At 25.6% G+C, this 24,101-nt stretch carries 22 protein-coding genes, 1 tRNA gene and 1 pseudogene; 4 read left to right on the top strand and 20 right to left on the bottom strand.

What is annotated here, in order from left to right; genetic code table 11:
- Positions 1-441: 441 nt before the first annotated feature.
- Positions 442-1,560: an AI-2E family transporter YdiK gene (gene ydiK, locus D9V73_RS00580; protein ID WP_158336336.1), complete on the bottom strand. Its 1,119-nt coding sequence runs from the start codon at positions 1,558-1,560 to the stop codon at positions 442-444.
- Between the two features lie 410 nt (positions 1,561-1,970).
- Between ydiK and D9V73_RS00575 the strand changes: the two genes are divergently transcribed.
- Positions 1,971-2,348: a HesB/IscA family protein gene (locus tag D9V73_RS00575; protein WP_158336335.1), complete on the top strand. Its 378-nt coding sequence runs from the start codon at positions 1,971-1,973 to the stop codon at positions 2,346-2,348.
- A 58-nt stretch (positions 2,349-2,406) separates the two neighbouring features.
- On the opposite strand, the gene tyrS is transcribed toward D9V73_RS00575, so the two are convergent.
- The 9 genes from tyrS to D9V73_RS00530 all read right to left on the bottom strand — a co-directional run bounded on the left by tyrS (position 2,407) and on the right by D9V73_RS00530 (position 10,857).
- Positions 2,407-3,678, bottom strand: coding sequence for a tyrosine--tRNA ligase (gene tyrS / locus D9V73_RS00570; RefSeq protein ID WP_158336334.1), 1,272 nt, complete (start codon positions 3,676-3,678; stop codon positions 2,407-2,409).
- Positions 3,679-3,815: 137 nt separating this feature from the next.
- Positions 3,816-4,448 (bottom strand): endonuclease III, encoded by a 633-nt coding sequence (gene nth, locus D9V73_RS00565; RefSeq protein WP_158336333.1) that lies wholly within the window; start codon positions 4,446-4,448, stop codon positions 3,816-3,818.
- A complete protein-coding gene (locus D9V73_RS00560; protein ID WP_158336331.1) occupies positions 4,441-5,142 on the bottom strand; it encodes an electron transport complex subunit E in 702 nt (233 codons plus the stop codon). Before D9V73_RS00560 ends, nth begins: the two co-directional genes overlap by 8 nt.
- Positions 5,135-5,764 (bottom strand): electron transport complex subunit RsxG, encoded by a 630-nt coding sequence (rsxG, locus tag D9V73_RS00555; RefSeq protein WP_158336329.1) that lies wholly within the window; start codon positions 5,762-5,764, stop codon positions 5,135-5,137. The genes D9V73_RS00560 and rsxG overlap by 8 nt, the downstream gene beginning before the upstream one ends.
- A 2-nt stretch (positions 5,765-5,766) precedes the next feature.
- Complete coding sequence (locus D9V73_RS00550; protein WP_158336327.1) at positions 5,767-6,828, bottom strand: RnfABCDGE type electron transport complex subunit D; 1,062 nt, start codon at positions 6,826-6,828, stop codon at positions 5,767-5,769.
- 63 nt (positions 6,829-6,891) lie between these two features.
- The gene (gene rsxC / locus D9V73_RS00545) at positions 6,892-8,463 is read right to left on the bottom strand and encodes an electron transport complex subunit RsxC (protein WP_187307829.1); all 1,572 of its coding nucleotides are present in this window, start codon (positions 8,461-8,463) and stop codon (positions 6,892-6,894) included.
- A gap of 70 nt (positions 8,464-8,533) precedes the next feature.
- A complete protein-coding gene (locus tag D9V73_RS00540) occupies positions 8,534-9,058 on the bottom strand; it encodes an RnfABCDGE type electron transport complex subunit B (RefSeq protein ID WP_158336323.1) in 525 nt (174 codons plus the stop codon).
- Entirely contained in the window at positions 9,055-9,633 is a 579-nt protein-coding gene (gene rsxA, locus D9V73_RS00535; RefSeq protein WP_158336321.1) for an electron transport complex subunit RsxA, read from the bottom strand. The genes D9V73_RS00540 and rsxA overlap by 4 nt, the downstream gene beginning before the upstream one ends.
- Before the next feature lie 609 nt (positions 9,634-10,242).
- A complete protein-coding gene (locus D9V73_RS00530; RefSeq protein ID WP_158336319.1) occupies positions 10,243-10,857 on the bottom strand; it encodes a riboflavin synthase subunit alpha in 615 nt (204 codons plus the stop codon).
- A gap of 196 nt (positions 10,858-11,053) precedes the next feature.
- On the opposite strand from D9V73_RS00530, the gene D9V73_RS00525 reads away from it, so the two are divergent.
- The 3 genes from D9V73_RS00525 to tilS all read left to right on the top strand — a co-directional run bounded on the left by D9V73_RS00525 (position 11,054) and on the right by tilS (position 13,924).
- Positions 11,054-12,409 (top strand): MATE family efflux transporter, encoded by a 1,356-nt coding sequence (locus tag D9V73_RS00525; RefSeq protein ID WP_158336318.1) that lies wholly within the window; start codon positions 11,054-11,056, stop codon positions 12,407-12,409.
- 81 nt (positions 12,410-12,490) lie between these two features.
- A tRNA-Val gene (locus tag D9V73_RS00520) sits at positions 12,491-12,565 on the top strand.
- A gap of 51 nt (positions 12,566-12,616) precedes the next feature.
- Positions 12,617-13,924 carry a tRNA lysidine(34) synthetase TilS gene (gene tilS, locus D9V73_RS00515; protein WP_158336317.1) on the top strand — a complete coding sequence of 436 codons (1,308 nt, stop codon included), beginning with the start codon at positions 12,617-12,619 and terminating at the stop codon, positions 13,922-13,924.
- 67 nt (positions 13,925-13,991) lie between these two features.
- On the opposite strand, the gene metG is transcribed toward tilS, so the two are convergent.
- The 10 genes and pseudogenes from metG to hisD all read right to left on the bottom strand — a co-directional run bounded on the left by metG (position 13,992) and on the right by hisD (position 24,100).
- Positions 13,992-15,623 carry a methionine--tRNA ligase gene (gene metG, locus D9V73_RS00510; RefSeq protein ID WP_158336316.1) on the bottom strand — a complete coding sequence of 544 codons (1,632 nt, stop codon included), beginning with the start codon at positions 15,621-15,623 and terminating at the stop codon, positions 13,992-13,994.
- Positions 15,613-16,193, bottom strand: a pseudogene (gene dcd, locus D9V73_RS00505) (dCTP deaminase). Before dcd ends, metG begins: the two are co-directional and overlap by 11 nt.
- Positions 16,194-16,419: 226 nt before the next feature.
- Positions 16,420-17,832 (bottom strand): NADP-dependent phosphogluconate dehydrogenase, encoded by a 1,413-nt coding sequence (gene gndA / locus D9V73_RS00500; RefSeq protein WP_158336315.1) that lies wholly within the window; start codon positions 17,830-17,832, stop codon positions 16,420-16,422.
- Between the two features lie 93 nt (positions 17,833-17,925).
- Positions 17,926-18,552 (bottom strand): bifunctional phosphoribosyl-AMP cyclohydrolase/phosphoribosyl-ATP diphosphatase HisIE, encoded by a 627-nt coding sequence (hisIE, locus tag D9V73_RS00495; protein ID WP_158336314.1) that lies wholly within the window; start codon positions 18,550-18,552, stop codon positions 17,926-17,928.
- Positions 18,546-19,322, bottom strand: a complete 777-nt coding sequence (hisF, locus tag D9V73_RS00490) for an imidazole glycerol phosphate synthase subunit HisF (protein WP_158336313.1) — start codon at positions 19,320-19,322, stop codon at positions 18,546-18,548. Before hisF ends, hisIE begins: the two co-directional genes overlap by 7 nt.
- Positions 19,304-20,041, bottom strand: a complete 738-nt coding sequence (hisA, locus tag D9V73_RS00485; RefSeq protein WP_158336769.1) for a 1-(5-phosphoribosyl)-5-[(5-phosphoribosylamino)methylideneamino]imidazole-4-carboxamide isomerase — start codon at positions 20,039-20,041, stop codon at positions 19,304-19,306. The genes hisF and hisA overlap by 19 nt, the downstream gene beginning before the upstream one ends.
- Before the next feature lie 2 nt (positions 20,042-20,043).
- Positions 20,044-20,634, bottom strand: a complete 591-nt coding sequence (hisH, locus tag D9V73_RS00480) for an imidazole glycerol phosphate synthase subunit HisH (protein WP_158336312.1) — start codon at positions 20,632-20,634, stop codon at positions 20,044-20,046.
- Complete coding sequence (gene hisB, locus D9V73_RS00475; protein WP_158336311.1) at positions 20,634-21,701, bottom strand: bifunctional histidinol-phosphatase/imidazoleglycerol-phosphate dehydratase HisB; 1,068 nt, start codon at positions 21,699-21,701, stop codon at positions 20,634-20,636. Before hisB ends, hisH begins: the two co-directional genes overlap by 1 nt.
- A gap of 9 nt (positions 21,702-21,710) precedes the next feature.
- The gene (hisC, locus tag D9V73_RS00470; RefSeq protein ID WP_158336310.1) at positions 21,711-22,790 is read right to left on the bottom strand and encodes a histidinol-phosphate transaminase; all 1,080 of its coding nucleotides are present in this window, start codon (positions 22,788-22,790) and stop codon (positions 21,711-21,713) included.
- A gap of 2 nt (positions 22,791-22,792) precedes the next feature.
- Positions 22,793-24,100 carry a histidinol dehydrogenase gene (gene hisD, locus D9V73_RS00465; RefSeq protein WP_158336309.1) on the bottom strand — a complete coding sequence of 436 codons (1,308 nt, stop codon included), beginning with the start codon at positions 24,098-24,100 and terminating at the stop codon, positions 22,793-22,795.
- Position 24,101 lies beyond the last annotated feature (1 nt).

The following is a 24,101-nucleotide window of genomic DNA, read 5'->3' as shown; positions in this document are numbered from 1 at the left end:
AATAAAGAACATTAATGTATCATTAAAAATAACCATAGAGTTATTATATTAGATAAATATAACTGAAACATATTTAAAAATGATTATAAACATGCTGTTATTGCATTAACCTTATATTTTAACTAAAATAAATTTAAATCATCATAACAATGTTATAAATGTACAATAAATTTTATGAACATATTTTAAAAATCAATAAAATAAATTTTATTTCTATAATGATAAATCAAAAATAAAATAGATTATTAAGGTTATTCATTTTATTGATAACCTTACTATTAGACTGTATTAAATAATAATTCTATAAAAAATGATATATTATAAGGAAAAATAAAAATAAAATTTAAAAAATTATTAAAATGACCAATTATACAAACATCAATATTATTCATATTAACTGAAATTATTAAAATATACATATTAATAATTTTAAAAAATTAGCTAATCATTTTTTTTAATTTTATCTTTTAATAAAAACTGTTCTATTGAATCTTTTGATAAAGAACTTGGAGCCGGTATTTCATCCATCCAAGAAGAAATAAGACGATAAGATATAACTAAAACTACTGGACCAATAAACAGACCAATCATTCCAAATGCTATTAAACCACCTATAACACCAGATAAGATTAATACAGTTGGTAAATCAGCACCGATGCGTATAAGAACAGGTCGTAGTATATGATCTAACACGCATACTATACAACTCCAAATCAACAAAACAGTTCCCCAAGTAGTGTTTCCATTCCAATATAACCACATAATTGCTGGAATTAATACAGGTAATGGACCTAATTGTACTAAACAAAAAACAATTATTAACATCATTAGTAACGAAGAATATGGAATTCCGGAAATTGCTAACCCTATTCCTCCTAAAATACCTTGAACTAATGCAGTAACAACAACTCCCAAAGCCACTGCTCTAATGGCTTGACCAGCGAGTGACACTACTGAATCTCCGGAATGTGATCCTAATCGAACAGCAAAATGTCTAATAACGTTTCTCATTCTTTCCCCATTCCAATACAATAGAGAACTAAAAACTAACATAAACACTAAATGAATAATAAATCGTCCAAAATGACCTGCTTGAATTACAAAAAATTCAGTAGTTTTCCCCATATAAGGTTGAACTTTAGTAATTAACTCAGAACCACCTTCATTTAGTAATTTCTGATAACTAGAAAATAATTTTGATCCAATTACAGGAATTTCCTGCAACCAATATAAATCTGGAAACTTTAAATTATCTGAATTTAACCAACTAATTACTGAAGTACTATTATCGATTAAACTGTTTACTATGCAAACAATAGGAATAATGAAAATTAATAACAAAATAATAATCATTGTTAAAACAGCACATGCTCTATTTCCCCATAATAATATTTGTAACTTTAAGAATATAGGCCATGTTGCTATAACTACCATACTAGCCCAAGCAAATCCTAAAAAAAATGGACGCATGATCCATAAACTAGAAAATATCATAATAATAATAAATATTAGCGAAAAAATTGCTTGTGGCAAATCCATACCTTCTCGTTTATCTTGCATATAAATATTATACCTTTATATTTCCTTAATTATTGCAAATCAATTGAACAATACGATTGACTAAGTAAAAATTTGACAACAATATAATTCTAAAATTTAGAAAAACTTTTACAATAAGATATAATTTATATTACATATCTTATATAACACATTCACATATATACTACAATATTGAGAAACTCGTTGAGTTTTATCTAAAAATAAAATATAATATATTACAAGTTATTAAAATTTGTAATTGTTAAAGTTTTACCATTTATTAACACATAAAACATATTATTTTTCCAATCTAAACATATACATTTTAAAAATATGCAACTAATACAACAATGTTATCATATTTTTTTAAAAAATTTTTTTACAAAATTAAAATATAAAGTTTATTTGATATATTAATATGAGAAGAAAAAATGAACAAAAATACTGAATTAACACTATTTTTAAAAGCAACACATAATAAAAATATAAAAGGAATAAAAATCAGTCATCAAGCAGAACGACAAATGTATAAATTGATAAAAAAAGAAAATAAAATAGGGATCAGATTAGGAATCAAAAAAATAGGATGTGCTGGAATGAAACATTATATGGAACTTATAGAAACCATATGTCATACTGATATCAGTTTTAACTCCAAAAAAATACTAATTTTAGTAGATTCAAAATATATATCCATATTAGATGGAATAGAAATAGACTTTATAAAAACAGGAATAAATTACGTTTTTAAATTTAATAATAAAAAAATTAAAAACTTATGCGGTTGCGGAGAAAGTTTTAACATATAAATATAACTATTTATTCAAAATATTTAATTTATAGTAAAAAAATTTTTTCAAAAATTAATTATATCCAGTGTATTAGACAAAAAGTTTTTTTCCCTCGAGATAATAGTGTATATTTATTAAAAATAACATCATTATTCGAAAGAACATACATTTCGTTATTTTGTTTTATACTATTAATGGTGACAGAATTCGATTCTATCATATGTCTAGCTTGAGTACGAGATGATGCTAAATGAGAATCAACTAATAACTGCTTCAAACTCAGAAAACCTGATATTTTTATTGAAGGTATACCATCTTGCTCTAATTGAAAAAAATCAGATTCCTTCATACTAAATACATCACCATAAAATAAACATGATGAAATACGTTTAGCTGCTTTTAATGCGTTTTCTCCATGTACCATCTTAGTAAGATACTCTGCTAAAAAAAGTTTCGATTTATTAAGTTCTAAACTTGAGTTAACAGATGCTATCGCATTTATTTCTAATATACTCAAAACAGTAAAAAACTTTAAAAATCTACACACGTCAAAATCAGATATATTAACCCAATACTGATAAAATTTGTAAGAACTAGTTTTATTTTTATCCAACCATATCGTATTTTTTTCCGTTTTTCCAAATTTAACGCCATTTTTCTGAGTTAATAATGGCAACGTTAAACCAAATGTTTCATCTGAATAAAATCTGCGAATTAAATTAATTCCCGATGTAATATTTCCCCATTGGTCTGACCCTCCAATTTGCAAAATAACTTTATATTTTTTGTATAGAACATAAAAATCATATGCTTGTAATAAATTATAAGAAAATTCTGTAAACGAAATTCCAGTGTCCGTTCGAATAATTCGTTTTTTAACAGCATCTCTATTAATCATCTTGTTAACAGAAAAATGTTTTCCTATAGTACATAAAAATTGTAATAAAGATAAATTTTCAAACCACTCATAATTGTTAACAATCATTGCACTATTAAAATTTAAATTAAAATCTAAAAAGAGAGAAATTTGATTAGAAATAGATTCTTTCCAAGCGTCAATTAATTCTATAGAGTTCAATTGTCTCTCAGAAATTTTAAAACTCGGATCACCAATTAAACTAGTAGCTCCACCTATTAATACAATCGGCTTATGACCAGCATCCTGAAATCTTTTTAAACATAATAATGGCAAAATATGCCCTATATGTAAACTGTCTGCAGTGACATCAAAACCACAGTATAAAGAAACATTACCGTTATTAATTTTATATATTAATTTCTCTTCGTTAGTAACTTGTGCTATTAAATCTCTAGTTTTAAATTCATTAATTAAATCAAATTTATGCATGAAAATATCCTTGTATTAAATATATAATACTAACTTATTTTAACCTTATCATATGTAATATTTTAAAGAACCGATAGTCTTAAATATCAATTTAAATACATCAATACAATCAGTTAAAAATACAAAAAAGTCTCTGACTACATTCGTTTATGTTTAAATTTACATAAATGAGAAATCAAACATATAGAACACTTTGGTAATTTAGAACTGCAAACGTAACGGCCATGTAAAACAAACCAATTATGAAAATATAACTTAAAACTTTCTGGAACTATCTTAAGTAATCTCATTTCTGCATCAAATACTGTCTTTTCTTGTATAATTCCTATTCTATTACATACTCTAAATACATGAGTATCAACTGCAATCACATTTTTATTAAAAATACAATTTAAAATTACATTAGCAGTTTTTCTTCCTACTCCAGGTAGAGACTGTAAATCAGTCATGTTATTAGGTACTCGTCCTTGATACTTATTTATCAAAATAATACAAGTATTGATAATATTAACAGATTTTTTATTAAATAAACCTAATTGTTTTATTTTTTCCCTTAAACTATGTAATCCCATAGATAAAATAGATACAGGCGTATTAGCAATACCATATAAACTTTTAGTGACTTTATTTACCATACGATCAGTAGACTGTGCTGATAATATTACTGAAATTAATAATTCAAAATCCGATGAAAATTTTAACTCCATTTTCGGTTTAGGATTAACTTTAGAAAAAAGCAATAAAATTTTATTAAGTTTATCATTACTCAATGTCTTTATTTTTTCCTTGACGTAATAACGAACTAGTTAAACATGCATCACAATCATTTAAACTATTTTTTGTATCTATAAAATTTTTTCCAGCAAGAATAAATCCTAAAATCATAAATGCTCCGGCAGGATATAAAAAAAATAACATTGCATAGTTTATATTAATTATTTTAATATAAAGCACATGAGACCAGGGCCCTAATAAATTTTCAATGCCGAAGAACAAGGTTCCACTTCCTATAATTTCTCTAATTGATCCGACTAAAAATATAACTAAATCAGATCCCAATCCTATAAAAAGTGCGTCTAAAAATGCAATCCATACAGAATTATTTATAGCAATAAAATCAGCTCTTCCACATATAACACAATTAGTAATAATTAAAGGAATAAAAACACCTAAAGATCGATATAAATTTAGCGAATACGCATTTATTAACATATCAAAGCAGCTAACGATAGCACTAATAATCATCATATAAATTGGAATTCTAATGTTTTTAGGTATAAAAAATCTAAAAATTGATATTATTACGTTAGTAAAAACTAATACTAGTGTTGTGACTACACCTAAACCTAACGCGTTAGTAACATTTGTAGTTACTGCTAAGATAGGACACAATCCTAGTAATTGTACTAATGATGAATTTTTTGTCCATATTCCATAATTTAAAATTTTAAAAAATTTACTCATGATATAAACCACAATGTTTAAAACGCAAGTGTTTAGATACTAACATCTGTTGTAAACTAACAGTTCTCTTAATTGCGTTAATTACTGCTAATGGAGTAATAGTTGCTCCTGTAAATTGATCAATATCACCTCCATATTTTTTTAATGAAAAATGAGTGTCGTTTAATCCTGAAACTGTTATACCTGAAAATTTAGTAATCCAATTAGAAATATGAATATCAATTTTATCACCTAATCCAGGAGTCTCATGATGATTCAAAATACGTATGCCTAAAATTGTACTATGTAAATTTAAAGATATAATCATTTTTATATTGCCAGAATATCCATCTGGAGCAATTGTTTCAAAGATTAAAGCTTGTAACTTATTATCTTTTTTTACTGTCCAAAATCGATGATTTTTATCGTCTCCTAATAATTTATTATTTATAACAAAACAAGAGGTTTTTACTTTTTCAAATATTCTTTTAGGAAAAATAATATCTAACATTTTTTGTTGATAATTTTCTTGTTGCAAATTGATCCTAGTTTTAGTTGATAAATAAACTAAAATTACGCTGCTTGCTGTAATAATAGAGACAAAAAATAACGTAAAAATGATTGAATTATTTTGTTTTAACATAACTATTTCGTCGATTTACCATAAATACGAGGTTGAGTATAATAATCTATTAATGGAACAAAAGAATTAGCAAGTAATACAGAAAACGAAATAGCATCAGGATATCCACCAAACATTCGAATTATCCAAATGAATATTCCAATAAAACTTCCGAATATTATGCGTCCCATTTTAGTAATTGAAGTAGTAACAGGATCCGTAGCAATAAAAAATGCTGTAATCATAGTACTGCCTAAAAATAATTGAGTTAATGGAAAAACATCTGCATATTGAAAATAGAAAAAATCTAGTAAACAACAAAATAATATAGAAAATAATATACTAAACGAAATTCTCCAACAAATAATTTTATTGATTAATAAAAAAACACCTCCTAAAAAAAAAGTAAAGTTAATCCATATCCAATGTCGATAAAAAGAAATATTTTCCATAAGAAATGTACAAGGCAAAACATTTGTAATTATACATTTATTTTGCATTCTTATCTGCTCTAAAGGCGTAGCTTGAGTAATAAAATGAGAAATTTCATACAACTGTGAAATCACTTTATAATAGTCGTTTAAATTAGTAAAAAAAATAATTGATATGATATCTTTAATACTTAATTTACTAACAAATTCTAAGTTGTTTTGAAAAGACCAATTAGTCATTAAAATAGGAAATGATACCAATAATATTGCATATCCTGACATAGATGGGTTAAATATATTATTTCCTAATCCTCCATATAACTGTTTGGCTACTATGATAGAAAAAAATGAACCTATAATAGATAACCACCACGGTGAAAAAGCTGGCAAACTTAGTCCTAACAAAATGCCGGTTAATACTGGAGAAACATCAAACAAACTTGCATATAAATTTTTTTTTCTCAATTTTAAAACAATGATCTCGAATATAACAGATGCAGTAATAGACAAAAATATTTGTATTAATACTGCTATTGTAAAATAATAACATTCCATTATTATACTAGGAATAATAGCTATTATTACTAATATCATTATATCATTAGTACTTCTACAAAAATATATATTGCTAATTTTTGTATATCGATAATCCATAATTTTGTCTTCAATAAATTAATTCATATAAGATATATAATAACACTACTTTAATTAAAATAATTATTTCATATCTTTTTTAAGTTTAGCTCTACTTATTGCAGCTTTCAATTCTATTTTTCTAAAATAATTAGACTTTTGTATGGTAATACGTTCAATATTGTTATTAATAATAATACTATTGTTACATTGTTCATCTAAAGGACTGTTAGAATTCACAATATTTTTATGAATCAAATCTGAATGGTATAATCTAGATTGACGAGATAAAAATAACTTTTTAAATCTTTTAGACATATTTTCTTTAAATTTTATCTTATTCAATTTTGATTGTTCTTTTTTAAAATACGTTATAAGTGGAATATTACTAGGACATACTTGCTCACAAATTCCACATTCAATACACTCATTAATATGGTACTCTTGAGATTTTTTGTGGTCAGAAACTTTGCTATAAAAATACAATTGCTCTGGTAATAAACGAATAGGACATAATCTAGAACATTCTGTACAACGAATACATGGACCTTCTAATTTATTACTCATAAAATTTAATTTTGTACATAAAATACTACTATTAGTTTTTAAAATCGAAAAACTTAAATCATTAACTATTCTTCCAGTTATTGGACCTCCTATAATAACAGTACTATTGTGGATATTAATATTACATTCAGACAATACATGACTAATAGGTGTACCTATCCGTATTAGGACATTTTTTTGATATAATAACTCACTATCAGAAATAGTTACTATTCTTTCAATAAGAGGTTCGCCATTTATAACAGCCCGTTTAATCGAAAATACAGTAGAAACATTAAATATAACAATTCCTAAATCAATTGAATGTTTTCCATATGGAATTTCTTTATTAAATAATATCTGTATTAATTGTTTACTACTACCAGAAGGATATTTTTTTTTAATTTGACGTATTGAAAAATTAGAAAATAATTTTAGTTCTTTTTTTAGCTTAATATATGCTTTGTGTTTACCATCTTCTAAAACAATCAAAACACATTTAATTTTTAAAATCCATGTAATAATTTTACATCCTTCAATAATCTCTTTAGCAAAATGTTGAACTAAACAATCATCGGATGTTATATATGGCTCACTTTCAACAGCGTTTATGACTAAAGTATGCGCTTTTTTTATAGCAAGTTTTAATTTTTTAGAAGATAAAAATCCTGCTCCTCCTAATCCAATAATACCAGAATTATAAATTAATTGAATAATTTTACTTGTACTAAAACATTTATAATTATTAAATGAATGAAAATTTATACAATTATCTTTTCCATCAGTTTTTATATTAATTATACTAAAATATTTTTTTGAAAAAAAACTAAATTTTTTTTTAACAATTGCAATAATTAATCCTGAAGTAGGAGAATGTACAGGAGCTATATTATTATCCCCCAATGCTAAAATCTGACCACGTAATACTAACTGTCCTACGTTAACTACAATTTTATTTTTTAAGGTAATAACATCATCTATCAAAATAAAAAAATTTTTTGGAAGAACTATATTATGAAACTTAGAAGAAGAACGATTTATTTTCATAGAAACGAAGTCAATTCCTCCATAAAATCTATGTTTTTCTCTATAAAAAATTTTTCTATTCACAAAACATGAACACATTTTAATAAAATTTGTAAAAATATTGCTACACTGGTATAAAAACTTATTTAAAAAGTTAATTAATACAATCATAAAACACTTTTTTTTCTTTTATGCAATTAGTAGGACATAATGATACACATAAATTGCAACCAGTACACATGTCTGAAAGAACTGTATGCATAAAATTATATGATCCAACTATAGCATCTACAGGACAAATTAACCTACATTTTGAACAACCAACACAATTTTTCTCGTCAATAAAAACTATTTTATAAAAACTATCTTCCGAAGAACCTAGATTATTATATTTTAATTCATCATTGTTTAATACATTTGCCATTCGTAACACTACTTCATTACCACCAGGAATACACTTATCTATCCTTTCATTATTATTTACAATCGCATTAGCATATGCACGACATCCAGGGTAATTGCACTGAGCACATTGTGTTTGAGGTAATAATTCATCAATTTTATCTACTATTGGATCATAATCTATATGACATTTACATATAACATAATTCATCAAGTATCCTAAAGAAATACTTAAAAAACTAAAAAAAAATATAGCATTACATACAAAAAAAATCATACTCTCACTAATCCATTAAAACCCATAAAAGCAACAGACATGAAACTAGCAGTAATTAATGCAATTGGATTTCCTTTAAAAGGAAAAGGTATGTCAGATAATAGCAAACGTTCTCGTATACTAGAAAAAACAACTAAAACTAAAAAAAAACCAATAGAAGAACTAAAACCATATACAACAGATTCTAAAAAATTAAAATTTAAATTTAAACATAATAGAGGAATTGCTAATACTGAACAGTTACTAGTAATTAATGGTAAATATATGCCTAATAATCTATATAATATAGGGCTAAATGTTCTTATGACTATTTCAATTATTTGAACACTGACTGAAATAATTAACATATAAGTCATAATTCTAAGACATATTAAATTTAATGGAATTAAAATGTAATAATTTACTAACCACGATAAGATAGAAATGATTGTTATTACAAAAACAGTAGCACTGCCTAAACCTATAGCAGTACTAAATTTTTTAGAAGTCCCCATAAAAGGACATAATCCTAAAAAATTTATCAACACTAAATTATTGACTAATATATTACTTAAGAATAATGAAAAATAGTTCATACAAATCAATACCTACATTTAAATACTATTCATTAGTTCAAATGTTTAAAACTATTTAAATAAAATACAATACATTTTAATATATGTTCTAGATCACATAAATGTCGAATGTATATTTTATGAACATTTGAATGTTATTTAATTTATTTTATGATGTAAATATACAAATTAGGAATAAATATAAATTTTAAAATAAATTTAAAAACGTAATCTAAATTAAATATTTTTCTGAAAACATTAACTATACATAATAATTACTTAACCTTATGTATTAACTTGATATTGCTAAATATTATAAAATTAATAAAATATAAAAATATTTACCTAAAGTACATTATTACAAAAATTTTAGATAACAACCAACATAAAACAATATTTTGAAAATTAAGTAACATAATTAAAAGTATACTATAATATTAATTATATCTGCTTAATTTATGCAGATATTAATTGTTTAGTTAAGTAAATTTAATGTTTAATATTCGATAATTCTATATAATGTTACGAATAAATATTAATTCTATAGTTATATTATATTTTAAAATGCTATTAAAAAACATACTAAAAAAAATAAACACATTAGTATTATATATGTTAATGTAACCTTGTTTATTTAACTTTCGATATCACTTGCTCTACGCTATCTACAGTAAGTTTAGTAAAATAATCTATTTCTATGTTTACTATATCTCCAATACTTTTACTACCAATAGTAGTATTTAATATTGTTGTAGGAATCAAAAATACACAAAACAAATTTTTTTTAATATTTCCAATTGTTAAGCTAATACCATCAATACATATAAAACCTTTATAAAATATGTATTTCATAAAAGAAATATCATTTAATTTCATCCACAACTGTCGAATTGGATCATCACATATGATAACTTCACATATTTTTGCAGTTGTCATAATATGACCAGACACTAAATGTCCACCAATTTCTTCTCCAAATTTGACAGATCTTTCTATATTAATATATTGCGATTCATGAAAATTCTTTAAACTAGTTAACTTTAAAGTTTCTTGTATAATATCTACATTAACGTGATCATTATAAATACTCTTCACCGTCAAACAACATCCATTGCACGATATAGATGATCCTAACAACAATGTGTTTATATCAATATTATATAACTGTATAGTCCATTGAGAAAAGTTTTTGCATTTCTTTATACATACTATTTTTGCAACGTCTTGAATAATTCCAGTAAACATAAAATACCTAATAATTCTTATTAATTAATAATAAAATTATATTAACTTTGATTTAAATGAAATTAAAAATAAATGATAAAACTTACACAAAATGAAACACTATTTTTGGAAGCAAAAAACATAAAATAATATAATATCTATTTATTAATATTTCATTTTTTTACTAAGATAAAATCTTATACTATAAAGGTTAGAAATGAAAAAATATTTAAAAGAAATAAAAATATTGTTAAAAATTACTATTCCTATTATGTTTGCTCAAATATCGCAAATGAGTATAGGATTAATTAATAGTATCATGATTGGATCCTTAAATAGTACTGATATAGCTGCTATATCAATTGGAATATCCATCTGGTATCCAATTATTTTGTTCGGACATGGGCTGCTGCTATCATTAGTACCGATTATATCATATATGAACGGATCAGGAAAAATTAAAAATATTAAATGTCAAGTTATCAATGCATATTGGTTAGCTACATGTATTGCAATTATAATCATGATTATTTTATGGAATTCTCATTTTATTATAAATATAATGAATAACATTAATCCTATTATAGAAAAAAAAAGCATCGATTATATTAGAATTTTGTTGTGGAGCACTCCTGGATATCTATATTTTCAAGTAATACAAAATCAATGCGAAGGATTTTTAAAACCTAAACCCGCCATGACAGTAGGATTAATTGGATTAATTTTAAATATAATAATAAATTATTTCCTAATATACAGAAAATTATTATCATTTAATTCCAAAAATATAGGATGTGCTTTTTCAATAATTATAGTATATTGGTTCATGTTTTTTGCCATGCAAATAATCACTAAAGATGATACGTTAATTCACAATCCAACTCTTCTAAAAAAATCCGAATATTTTCCAAATTTTAAAATTATTTTAAACTTGATAAAAATAGGACTGCCTATTGCATTATCACTATTCTTTGAAGTTATGTTATTTACTTTAATAACATTACTAATAGCTTCTTTAAATATCGATCAAATTGTTGCGCATCAAATTATTTTAAGTATTAGTTCATTCATTTTTATTCTTCCAATGTCAATAGGAACTGCAACTAGTATTCGAATTGGATTCTATTTAGGAAAAAAGAACTTAAAAAAGATTTCTAATATTATCGTATCAGCACAAACTACAGGACTAATTTTATCTCTTACAATATCAATGCTAATAATCATTCTACACAATAACATAATACATTTATACACTTCAGATAATAATGTCATACAGTATGCGCAAAAAATAATACTTATTGCTGCAGGTTACCAAGTATTTGATTTTTTACAAATTATAGGAAATGGAATTTTAAGAAGTTACAAAGATACTAATATGATTTTTATCATTACATGTGTATCTTATTGGATACTTGGATTTCCTATTGGCTATCTATTAGCACTAACCGATATAATAACTCCGAGAATGGGAGCAACAGGATTTTGGATAGGAATTTTTATTGCATTAGTCGCATCATCTTTAATGACCTTATATAGAATACTATCCATACCATCAATCTTAAAAAAAGTATAAAAACTTTGAATTTTAATAAACAATTCTATTGAAAATAAAACTAATTACATATAATATTATACATGAACATATTATTTTATCGTGTCCGTAACTCAGTTGGTTTAGAGTGCCACCATGACATGGTGGAAGTCAGTGGTTCAAATCCACTCGGACACAAAACTTTTAGAAAATAATTTATTTCATTATTTTTAAAATACCATTTTATACATGATAACAAAATACATAAAAAAAATATCAGGTTTATCTTTTTTATTAGCATATAGCGGCGGTTTAGATTCAACATTCCTATTTTATCAACTATTGAAAGCTAAAAAAGTTCAACCAAAATTGAAATTTCGCGCTATTCATATAAACCACCAATTAAATAAAAACTCAAATGAGTGGAATCGACACTGCAGACAAGTATGTGAAAAACATAATATTACTTTAATAGAAAAAAAAACAATAATAAATAAAAAAAAACTAGGAATAGAAGCAGCTGCCAGATTAAAACGATATGAAATAATATGTAATGAAGCATTACCAACAGAAATAATTTTAACAGCGCATAACTTAAACGATCAATGTGAAACGTTATTTCTAGCTTTAAAACGAGGTAGCGGAATTACTGGTTTAAGTGGGATGTCTTATAAAAGTAAATTATTTAATAAATATATAATTATTAGACCGCTATTAAATATTGATAGATCTGAAATACAATCTTGGATTTCTAAAAATAATATTCATTGGATAGAAGATACTAGTAATTATGATACTACATATGACCGAAATTTTTTAAGGCATAAAATATTACCTTTGTTTACAAAAAGATGGCCAAATTTTATTGAGAAATGTGCAACAAGCACATGTATTTTAAAAAAAGAAAAAAGTATATTAGATCAAATTTTAGAAAAAAAACTTAATAAATATCTTATATGTAACTCTATTCTCAATATTACAGATTTTGCTGAAATGAAATCAGAAATTAGATATTCATTATTAAGAAAATGGATACAAATTAATAACTACACCGCACCTTCATATAAAATAATAAAAGCGATATATTATGAAGTAATTTTATCTAAACCTGATTCTAAAGCGAAAGTAAAAGTAAACAATCAAGAAATCAAAAGATACAAACAAAACTTATATTTCGTAAAGATAGTACCTTGTATAAAAAATTTAATTTTAATGTGGTATCCACCATGGAACTATCTAAAATTGCCTAATAATTTAGGATTTATTATTCAAAATAAATTTGGTATTGTACTACCTGTCCCAAAAAAAAATGAAATAGTAAACATTCGTTTTCAAACATCAGGAAAAGTTTTAATTCAAGGTAATCCTATAAGAAAAAAGATTAAAAAAATATGGCAAGAACATAAAATTAATCCATGGAATAGAACAAATATCCCTTTATTATTTTATAATAATACATTAATAAGTGCTTTAGGAATATTCAATGTAATACACGATGATCGTAAACAAAGTGAACATACATGGACATTGTCATGGATTAATAATATTCACAATTAATATGAATATAAATACTTACATTAATTCTAAAAATAAAACATATATCAAAAAAAAATAAGAAACATATTTACTTTTGAGACAAAAATATTAGTTGACGCTTAGTAATTCGTTTGCATAACGGTTTAAAATCAGAAATTTTATGATCCAAAAGAGGTAAATTAACATTATTCCAAACTAACTCTATATTTAAGAAAGATTCAGTTTTTTTAGCTAAATCGGGCATAATAGGTTTTAACCATGTCATTAATATCTTGAATAAATTAACTCCTAATGTACATACATCATGAAGATTGTCGTATTTTTCAATATTTTTTGATATTATCCATGGCTTTTTTGTATCAATATAATTATTAGCTATATCTGCACACTGCATAATAATAACAGTAACTAAATTAAAGTCACATTTCTCTAAAAAAAACTCAATCTTTTTAGTGTTATCTACAAAATCACTGTATAAAGATTGATTTTCTATATTTTTAGATAAAAAGTTATCGAAATAATTAGACAAGAAATATGCAACTCTAGATGCTAAATTAATTATCTTATTGACAATATCAGAATTAAATTTATGTAGAAAATGATCACTATTAATTTCTACGTCTTTAATTTTCGATGAGATCTTAGTAGAATAATAATATCTCAGACTATCTGAACTTAAATTCTTAATCCAATTTTTTGCTGATATAGAAGATCCTTTAGATTTAGAAAGTTTTAATCCATTAAGAGTTACATGACCATGAACAAAAATTTTGGTAGGTTTTCGAAAATTACTTCCTTCTAATATTGCTGGCCAAAACAAACTATGAAAATATACAATATCTTTTCCAATAAAATGGTATAATTCACTTTTTGTACCTTCTTTCCAAAAATCATCAAAAATTAAATGATCTATTTTATTACATAAATTTTTAAATGTACTGATGTATCCAATAGGTGCATCTAACCATACATAAAAATATTTATCTAGAAAACCAGGAATATTAAACCCGAAATATGGACCATCTCTCGAAATATCCCACTCTTTTAATCCATGTTGAAACCATTCCATAACTTTATTTACTATAGATACTTCTAATACTCCAGAACAAATCCAGGATTGTAACATGGTACTAAAATAGGGTAAATTGAAAAATAAATGTAATGAATTTTTTAATATAGGTTTATTTCCTGATAAAACTGACTTTGGGTTAATCAACTCAATACAAGAATATGTTCTTCCACACTGATCACAATGGTCGCCATACTGTTCTTGAGATAAACACATAGGACATGAGCCTTTTACAAAACGATCTGGTAAAAACATATTCTTTTCACAATCAAAAAATTGAGATATAACTTTTTTCTTAATTAATCCTTTAGCTTCTAAGCAATGATATATTTCCGTTAAAAATGATAAATTTTCTTTACTATGTGTAGAATAATAATTATCATAATTTATATTAAACCTTAAAAAATCACTAATATGTTCATCCCTTATAGATATTATAAATTGTTCTGGATCTATTCCAAGTTGCTTAGATTTCAACATAATGGGAGTACCATGCGCATCATCAGCACAAATAAACCATACCTCGTGACCTTTCATTCTTTTATAACGAACCCAAATATCAGCTTGAATATGTTCTAACATATGTCCGATATGAATAGAACCATTAGAATACGGAAAAGCACAAGTAACTAAAATTTTTTTAATCTTCATATATTTTACTCAATGTCACTCCATCTTGATTGAAGTATTTAGCATCTCTTCTCATATTATACGGTCTCAAAGATGGACTAGATAACAATTCAAAACTCAAAGCACCTATTAGCATTCCTGGACATAATGTCAATATCATATTACCAGAATTAAAAAACTCTAAAACAATATTTCCACTCCAACCTGGATCTATACGATGTGCAGTAGCATGAATCATTAATCCAAGTCGAGCTAAAGACGAACGACCATCTATCCATCCTACTAAATCATTAGGCATAACAACTTTTTCTAAAGTAACTGCTAGTGCTAATGATTTAGGTTTTAACACAAACCTCTCGCTATTCGATATAACCTTTTTTTTACTCATAATTTCTTGTAGCATTAAAGCAATTTCATTCTTTGATTTACTTAAGTCAATACTATATTTTTTACTTTGGCAAAAAGTATAAAATTGATTACCCAAGCGAATATCAATAGTTACTCCATGGATAAATTTTTTATTCGGGGTAGGTATAATAACTAACTTTTTTTTTTCAACCATAATTCAATATCTCTATCACTTAATCTCATTTCGAACAACCTATAATGCTATCTAATTAATTTAAAATACAAAAATAACGAATCAAAACAGTTTAATACTGTTATTCTATAAAAATTTGAAATATAAACTTTCAATAAATAAAACAATAAAATACATATAGCGTTTAAAAGCTCTATAATTACATAAAACAATATATGTTCAAGTTATAATTGTTAATTACTATAATAATGTGAAATTTCAACTACTAATGATTTATTAACTATTTTCGTTCCAATCAGTATGAAAAAAATTACAATTATCAATTCGTTTATACGTATGTGATCCGAAATAATCTCTTTGAGCTTGAATTAAATTTGCAGGTAATATAGCAGATCTATAGCAATCAAAATACGTTATTGCAGAAGATAAAGCTGGAACTGGAATCCCAGATTTAATAGCAATTGATACAACATCTCGAAGCGCATCTTGATAACTATTAACAATATTTTTAAAATAGCTAATCAACAATAAATTAACAATATCTTTATTTTTTAAATATCCTTGACTAATATATTTTAACAGTTTTGCACGAATAATGCATCCAGATTGAAAAATTCTAGCTATTTCTGAATATTGTAAATTCCAATCATATTTCTTAGAAGCGCTACTTAGTTGTGAAAAACCTTGAGCATAAGATATAATTTTTCCTAAATAAAGAGACTTACGAATTTTTTCAATTAAATCGATCTTATTAGACAGCATATGATTATTTTTAGGTCCAAATAACATTTTTGATGCTAACATTCGTTCTGATTTTAAAGATGACAAATAACGAAAAAAAACCGATGAAGTTATTAAAGTTAAAGGTTCGTTAAGATCTAGAGCGCTCTTAGTAGCCCATGTTCCTGTTCCTTTATTATCAGCTTCATCTAAAATATAATCCACTATATAACTATTATTAATATCTTTCTTAATTAAAATATTTGTCGTAATTGATATTAAATAACTATTTAATTCTCCTTTATTCCACTCTAAAAATATATCCGATAATTCTTGATTATCTAATTTTAACAAGTTTTTCATTAAAAAATAAGATTCAGCTATTAATTGCATATCACCATATTCAATACCGTTATGTACCATTTTAACATAATGTCCTGATCCATCTTTACCTATATAACTAACACACGGTTGTCCTTCAAATTTTGAAGAAATTTTTTTTAATATAGGAGCAATATAATCATAAGCTTTTCTAGATCCTCCAGGCATAATAGCAGGTCCATATAACGCACCTTCAGCGCCTCCAGAAATACCTGCCCCTATTAAATATAACCCATGCTTAGATAACTCATGACTTCGTCGAATGGTCTCTTGGTAAAAAGTATTTCCTCCATCAATAATAATATCTCCTTTATTTAAATATTTCTTCATCAATTCAATAATGTCGTCAACAGCTATACCAGACTTAATCATTATTAAAATACATCGTGGAACTTTTAAAGATCGAATAAACTCTTTAATTGAAAAAAATGGAAATATATTTTCATTAACATTATTTAAAACAAATTGTTTAGTAACTTCAGATGATCTATTAAATACAGATACAGTATATTTATTACGTGCTATATTTAAAGCTAAATTTTGACCCATTGTTGCCATTCCTATTATACCAATTTGTTTTTTTGTCATTTTTTACTCCTCTATACTCTAAGATTATAAAATTAAAATGTTAGCAAAATTAATTTTTCGGACATACATTAAAAATAAATATAAAAATTTATATCATATTACAGTATTATTGTTTCTTCTTTTTCTTAAATTTTCAACAATCATACAAAAATCTAAATCACAATGATGTAACAATACTAACACATGATAAATTAAATCAGTAACTTCATCAATTAATTCTAATTTATTCTGTGTTATAGCAGAAATAACTGTTTCTGCTGCTTCTTCAGCAACTTTTTGAGCAATTTTATTAATACCCATAACATGTAAACGAGAAGTATAAGAGTGTTTAGAAATATGTTTTTGTTTTAGTTTTAATATGTTTTCAAGATGATAAAAAAAAGTCAAATCTGAAGTAAACGATTTAAAACAACTTGTATGATTTAAATGACACGTATTTCCTTGAGGAAGTACTAAAATTAATAATGTATCTTTATCACAGTCAAGTATCATATTAACTACTCGTAAATAGTTTCCAGATATTTCTCCTTTTTTCCATAATCGCTTTTTCGTTCGAGAATAAAAAGTAACATAATGTTCTTTTTGCGTTATTAAAACGGCTTCTTGATTCATAACTCCATACATCAATACTTCACCGGAAATACTGTGTTGAATTATAGTCGGTACCATATTACCAACCTTGTTCCAATCTATATCAGAAACATTTATTTTTTTTAACATTTTCTAATCTCTAAACCTCTTTCAATTAAAAAATTCTTAAGAGTTTTTATATTTATTATATTTTCATGAAATACGGAAGCAGCTAATGCACCATCTACTCGAGATTTATGAAAAACGTCATAAAAATGCTGTAATTCACCTGCTCCACCAGAAGCAATTAGAGGTACATGACATATTTTTCTTACTTGAGTTAATTGCTTTAAATCATATCCATTACGCATTCCATCTTCATTCATTACATTTAGTACTATTTCTCCAGCACCTAAGTCTTGTACTCTTTTTATCCAATCAAACGTATTCCATTTCGTTCTTACTGTTCTCTGTGTACTTCCAGTATATTGATATACTTGATAACTATTGCTTATCTTATCAAACCATGAATCTATTCCAATAACTACACATTGTATACCGAAACTATCAGCAATACGACTAATTAAATCTGGATTTGATAAAGCTGGAGAATTAATAGAAATTTTATCCGCACCAAAAGACAAAATATCTTTAACATCATTCACTGTTTTAATGCCTCCAGCTACACAAAATGGAATATCTATTACCTCTGCTATTTGAGTAATCCATTTTTTATCTAATAATCTATTATCTGATGAAGCTTTAATATCATAAAATACTAATTCATCTGCTCCTTGATCAGTATAATATTGTGCTAATGGAAGTATATTGCCAACTATTTTATGATTCTTAAATTGAATACCTTTTACTACTTGTCCATTACTTACATCTAAACAAGGAATTATCCGTTTTGCCAACATTGTATAGCCTCTATTAAACTGAATTTTTTTTCTAATAAAGCTCTTCCAATAATTATACTTTCTACTCCAGATTGCTTAATAGATGTTATATCATTCAGAGATCCTATGCCACCAGAAGATTGAAAACTAATATGGCTGAATGACTTTACGAGATCTTTATATAAATTTATATTAGGACCTAACAATGTTCCATCTCTAGATATATCAGTACATAAAACATACTTAAGACCACATGAAGAAAACTCATCTATTAATTTTTCTAAACTAACTCCAGAAAATTTTTTCCAAGCATCTACTACTACTTCTTTATATTCATGATTATTAATTCTTATATCAAATGCTAATATAATAGCATCTCCTCCATATTCTTTTAACCATGTCTTTACTGTAATAGAATCGTATATAGCTAAAGAACCAATTACTACTCGCTTAACACCTAACGAAAATAACAACTCTATGTCTTGACGTGTTCGTATTCCACCTCCTACTTGTATATTAAAATTAGAATTAGAAAGTAAAGTTTCAATAATATGAATTTGTTTTCTTTTAGGGTTCAGTGCTCCATCTAAATCTACTAAATGTACAATAGATGATCCTTGTGAATAATAATTTGATAAAACGTCATATATATCATCTTCATAAGAAGTTTTACAATTATATTTTCCCTGATATAATCTAACAATTTTCCCATTAATTAAATCTACAGATGGTATGATCAATATCATATCTCCAAAAAATTTTTTAATAATTTTAAACCAACTTTTCCAGATTTTTCTGGATGAAATTGAACTCCAAAAAAATTGTTCTTTTGTATAGCAGCACTAAAATAAGTATTATATAACGTTTTTGCTATAGTATATTTAGTAATGTCTACAGAATAACTATGTAAAAAATAAAATTTAGAATGATTCTCAATATCTTCAAATAACACATTATTTCTGCATATTTCTACATTGTTCCATCCATTGTGAGGCAATGGTAACGAACCGGAATTTAACCTATATACAGGTGAATTAATAATACTCAAAAGATCCAAACCTTGTGCTTCGCTACTAAAAGCACTTAACAATTGCATACCTAAGCAAATACCTAAAAACGGCTGCTGACATTTTTTAATAATATTTAATAAATTTGATTCTGATAATACTCGAATCGCTGAATATGCTGAACCTACACCCGGTAGTAATATTTTATTTGCACTTAATATATCTCTTACAGAAGTACTAATTTTTGGATTATAACCTAGTCTACAAATAGCATATTTTATAGAAGATAAATTAGAACAACCGGTATTTATGATAACTACACTCATTATAAAAATCCTTTAGAACTCGGTAAGGTCGTTCCATTTACGTTAATAGCTTGTCTTAGCGTCTTTCCAAAAACTTTAAATAAACTTTCAATCCGATGATGATCGTTTTCACCTGTACTTTTTAAATGTAAAGTTATTTGCATCGAAAAAGCTAAAGATCTAAAAAAATGTTCTACCATTTCTGTACTCATATCACCTATATGCTGAAATTTAAATTGAGATTCAAATTTTAAAAAAGGACGACCAGAAATATCCATTAAACAATATCCTACGCTTTCATCCATAGGTAAAGTAAAACCAAATCTATCTAAACCTATTTTATTTCCCAACGCTTTATTTAAAACTTGTCCTAAAACAATGCCAACATCTTCTATTGTATGATGATCATCAACATGAGTATCTCCATTAGACACTATTTTCATTCTAATATTACTATGAATTGCTATTTGATTTAACATATGATTAAAGAAATGCAATTTAGTATTAATTAAATTTTCCCCACATCTATCTAACCATACTTCTATTTTAACTTTGGTTTCTTTAGTATTCCTAATAATACATGCATATCTATTTCTTTGGGTCAACTTAGACTGTATAGTATTCCACGTACATCCATTCTTTCCATAATGGAATCCTAATAATTCAGAATTTTTTGCTAATTCCATATCTGAATCACGATCTCCAATAACATAACTATTTTTTTTATCTAACTGATCACTATCTAACCAATGTTTTATCATCCCTATCTTAGGTTTTCGGCAATTGCAACGATGTTCAACTTCATGAGGACAAATCAAAATATCTTCGAATACTATACCTTGAGATAGAAAAACGTTTATCATAAATTGATGAGGTATAGAAAATGAAGCTAATGGAAATTTTTTAGAACCCAATCCATCCTGGTTAGTAATTATAACAAATGTATAACCAAACTCTTTTAGTTTAATTAAAGCTGGAATCACGCATTTTTCAAAAGTTAATTTATTTATATCATCTACTTGAAAATTTTGATTAGGTTCTGCAATTAATGTTCCATCACGATCAATAAATAAAACTTTTTTATTCATATTATTTCCTTAATATACACATAAACTATTAATCTTCTGAATAACTCGAACAACTTCTAAACATTCTTTACTAGTTCCTATGGATATTCTTAAACATCTACTTAAATGCAATTTATTACTTTGATCTCTAACAATAATTCCTTTTTTTGACAATATATCAAAAACTTTACGAGAATTGTAAAATCGAACTAAAATGTAATTAGCAAAACTATTAAAAACATGCTCTACACAATTATTCATGGATTTTAATTTATTTACCAACCAAAAACGATTCAACGTCAAATCAAAAATTCTATTTCTCATCTCATTAATATTATTTTTACTTAGAAATTGAACAGCTATACTTGTAGTAGGAATAGGAATAGGATAGGGATTAATAACTTTTAATAAAAACTTTACTATATTGACATTCGTTAATATAAAACCACATCGTAGTCCAGCTAAAGCAAAAGCCTTAGATAACGTTCTCAATATAACTAAGTTAGGATACGTATCTATTAAATTCGTTAAACTATGTATTGGAGAAAATTCAATATATGCTTCATCTACTATTACGAGTGTTTTTCCTAAAGTTATGTTCAATAAAGTAATAATATCTTGATAATTAATTAAGTTACCGGTGGGATTGTTAGGATTGCATATATAAATTAATTTAGCATCACTAATATACTTAGCAATATTATTAATGTCTAATTGCCAAGAAAAATTTAATAATGGTACCTCATAGCTTTTAATTCCAATAATTTTTGCACTAATATTATACATATCATAAGTAGGAGGACAAAAAATAATTTTTTCATTTTGAGGATTGCAAAAAGTTTTTATTAATAATTCAATTGCTTCATCGATACCTCGAGTTATTAATATATTACTTTTATTAATACCAATATAAGAAGAATAACAAGATGTTAATTGTTCAGGTTGACATTCTGGATAACGATTTAAAATAATGTTATTTAACTTAATATTATTAAACTCAGGAAATTCATTCGCGTTCAACCATATATCACCTTTCCCACCTATTTTTCGTGCAGATTGATAAGGTATTAATTCCCGAATATCCTTTCGAACTAATTTTTTGATATTCATAATTACATTTCATCCATTAATGAAGACAACCTAATTAAAATTGAATTTGTATGAGCATCTAATCTCTCTATAGTTGACAATGACATAATAGTAGAAGCAAGATTTTTAAAACCTACTTTATCTAATTTTTGTACTGTAATTCTCTTTTGAAAGTCAATAAGACTAAGTCCAGAATACGCTTTAGCACTACCATATGTAGGTAAAACATGATTAGCACCAGTTGCATAATCTCCCGATGCTACTGGAGACCAATGACCTAAAAAGATAGAACCAGCATTTAAAACATATTTTAATAAACGTTGTGGATATTCACATTGAATCATTAAATGTTCGGGAGCATAATAGTTGGACAACTCAAAACATTCTAATAAATTTTTTACTATAATAATTTTACTATGTTTTAACGATTGAATAATAATCCTACTCCTTAATAAATTTTTAACTTGTTTGCGTATTTGTTCTAACACTGCATTAGCTAAATTAATGTCACAAGTGATTAATATAACTTGAGAATAATTGCCATGTTCTGATTGAGACAACAAATCAGAAGCAATAAAATCAACATTAGCTGAAGAATCCGCGATAATTAATACTTCAGATGGTCCAGCCAACATATCAATACCTACGTCATATAAAGATCGACTAATTTGAGATTTTGCTTCCGTAACATATGCATTTCCTGGCCCAAATATTTTGTTGACTTTTGGTATTGTTTCAGTGCCGAAACCTAATGCTGCTATTGCTTGAGCACCGCCTACTTGAAATATCTCTTGTACTCCACAAATTTTGCTTGCATATAACACTTCATTCGTAATAGGAGGAGGGGAACAAAGAACAATTTTTTTACATCCAGCAATTCTAGCTGGTATTGCTAGCATTAACACTGTAGATAATAGAGGCGCTGAACCACCTGGAATATACAAACCAACAGATCCAATAGGACGTACAATTTGCTGACAATAAATACCTTTATTAATTTCTATATTAAGTGTACTTATATTTTGAGATATATGAAATGTCCTAATATTATCAATAGCTACCTGAATAGCATTTTTTGCTTTTACATCAATACATAATTCTGCCTTAACTAAATCTTGATGACTAATCTTAATATTATTTAATTTAATTTTATCAAATATGTTAGTATAATTATATAGAGCTTGATCTCCTAAACTATTAACATCAGAAATGATTGTTTTTACTTGTTTTTTAATAGCACTTAAGTCATCTAAAATTGGTCGAGATAATATTTTTTCTCGTTCTTCAATACTACAACGATCCCAATGAATAATTTTTAAACAATTTTTCATG

The organism is Buchnera aphidicola (Melaphis rhois), assembly GCF_005080745.1.
Lineage (GTDB): Bacteria > Pseudomonadota > Gammaproteobacteria > Enterobacterales > Enterobacteriaceae > Buchnera_B > Buchnera_B aphidicola_AT.
This window is presented reverse-complemented; position numbering and strand designations above follow the sequence as displayed.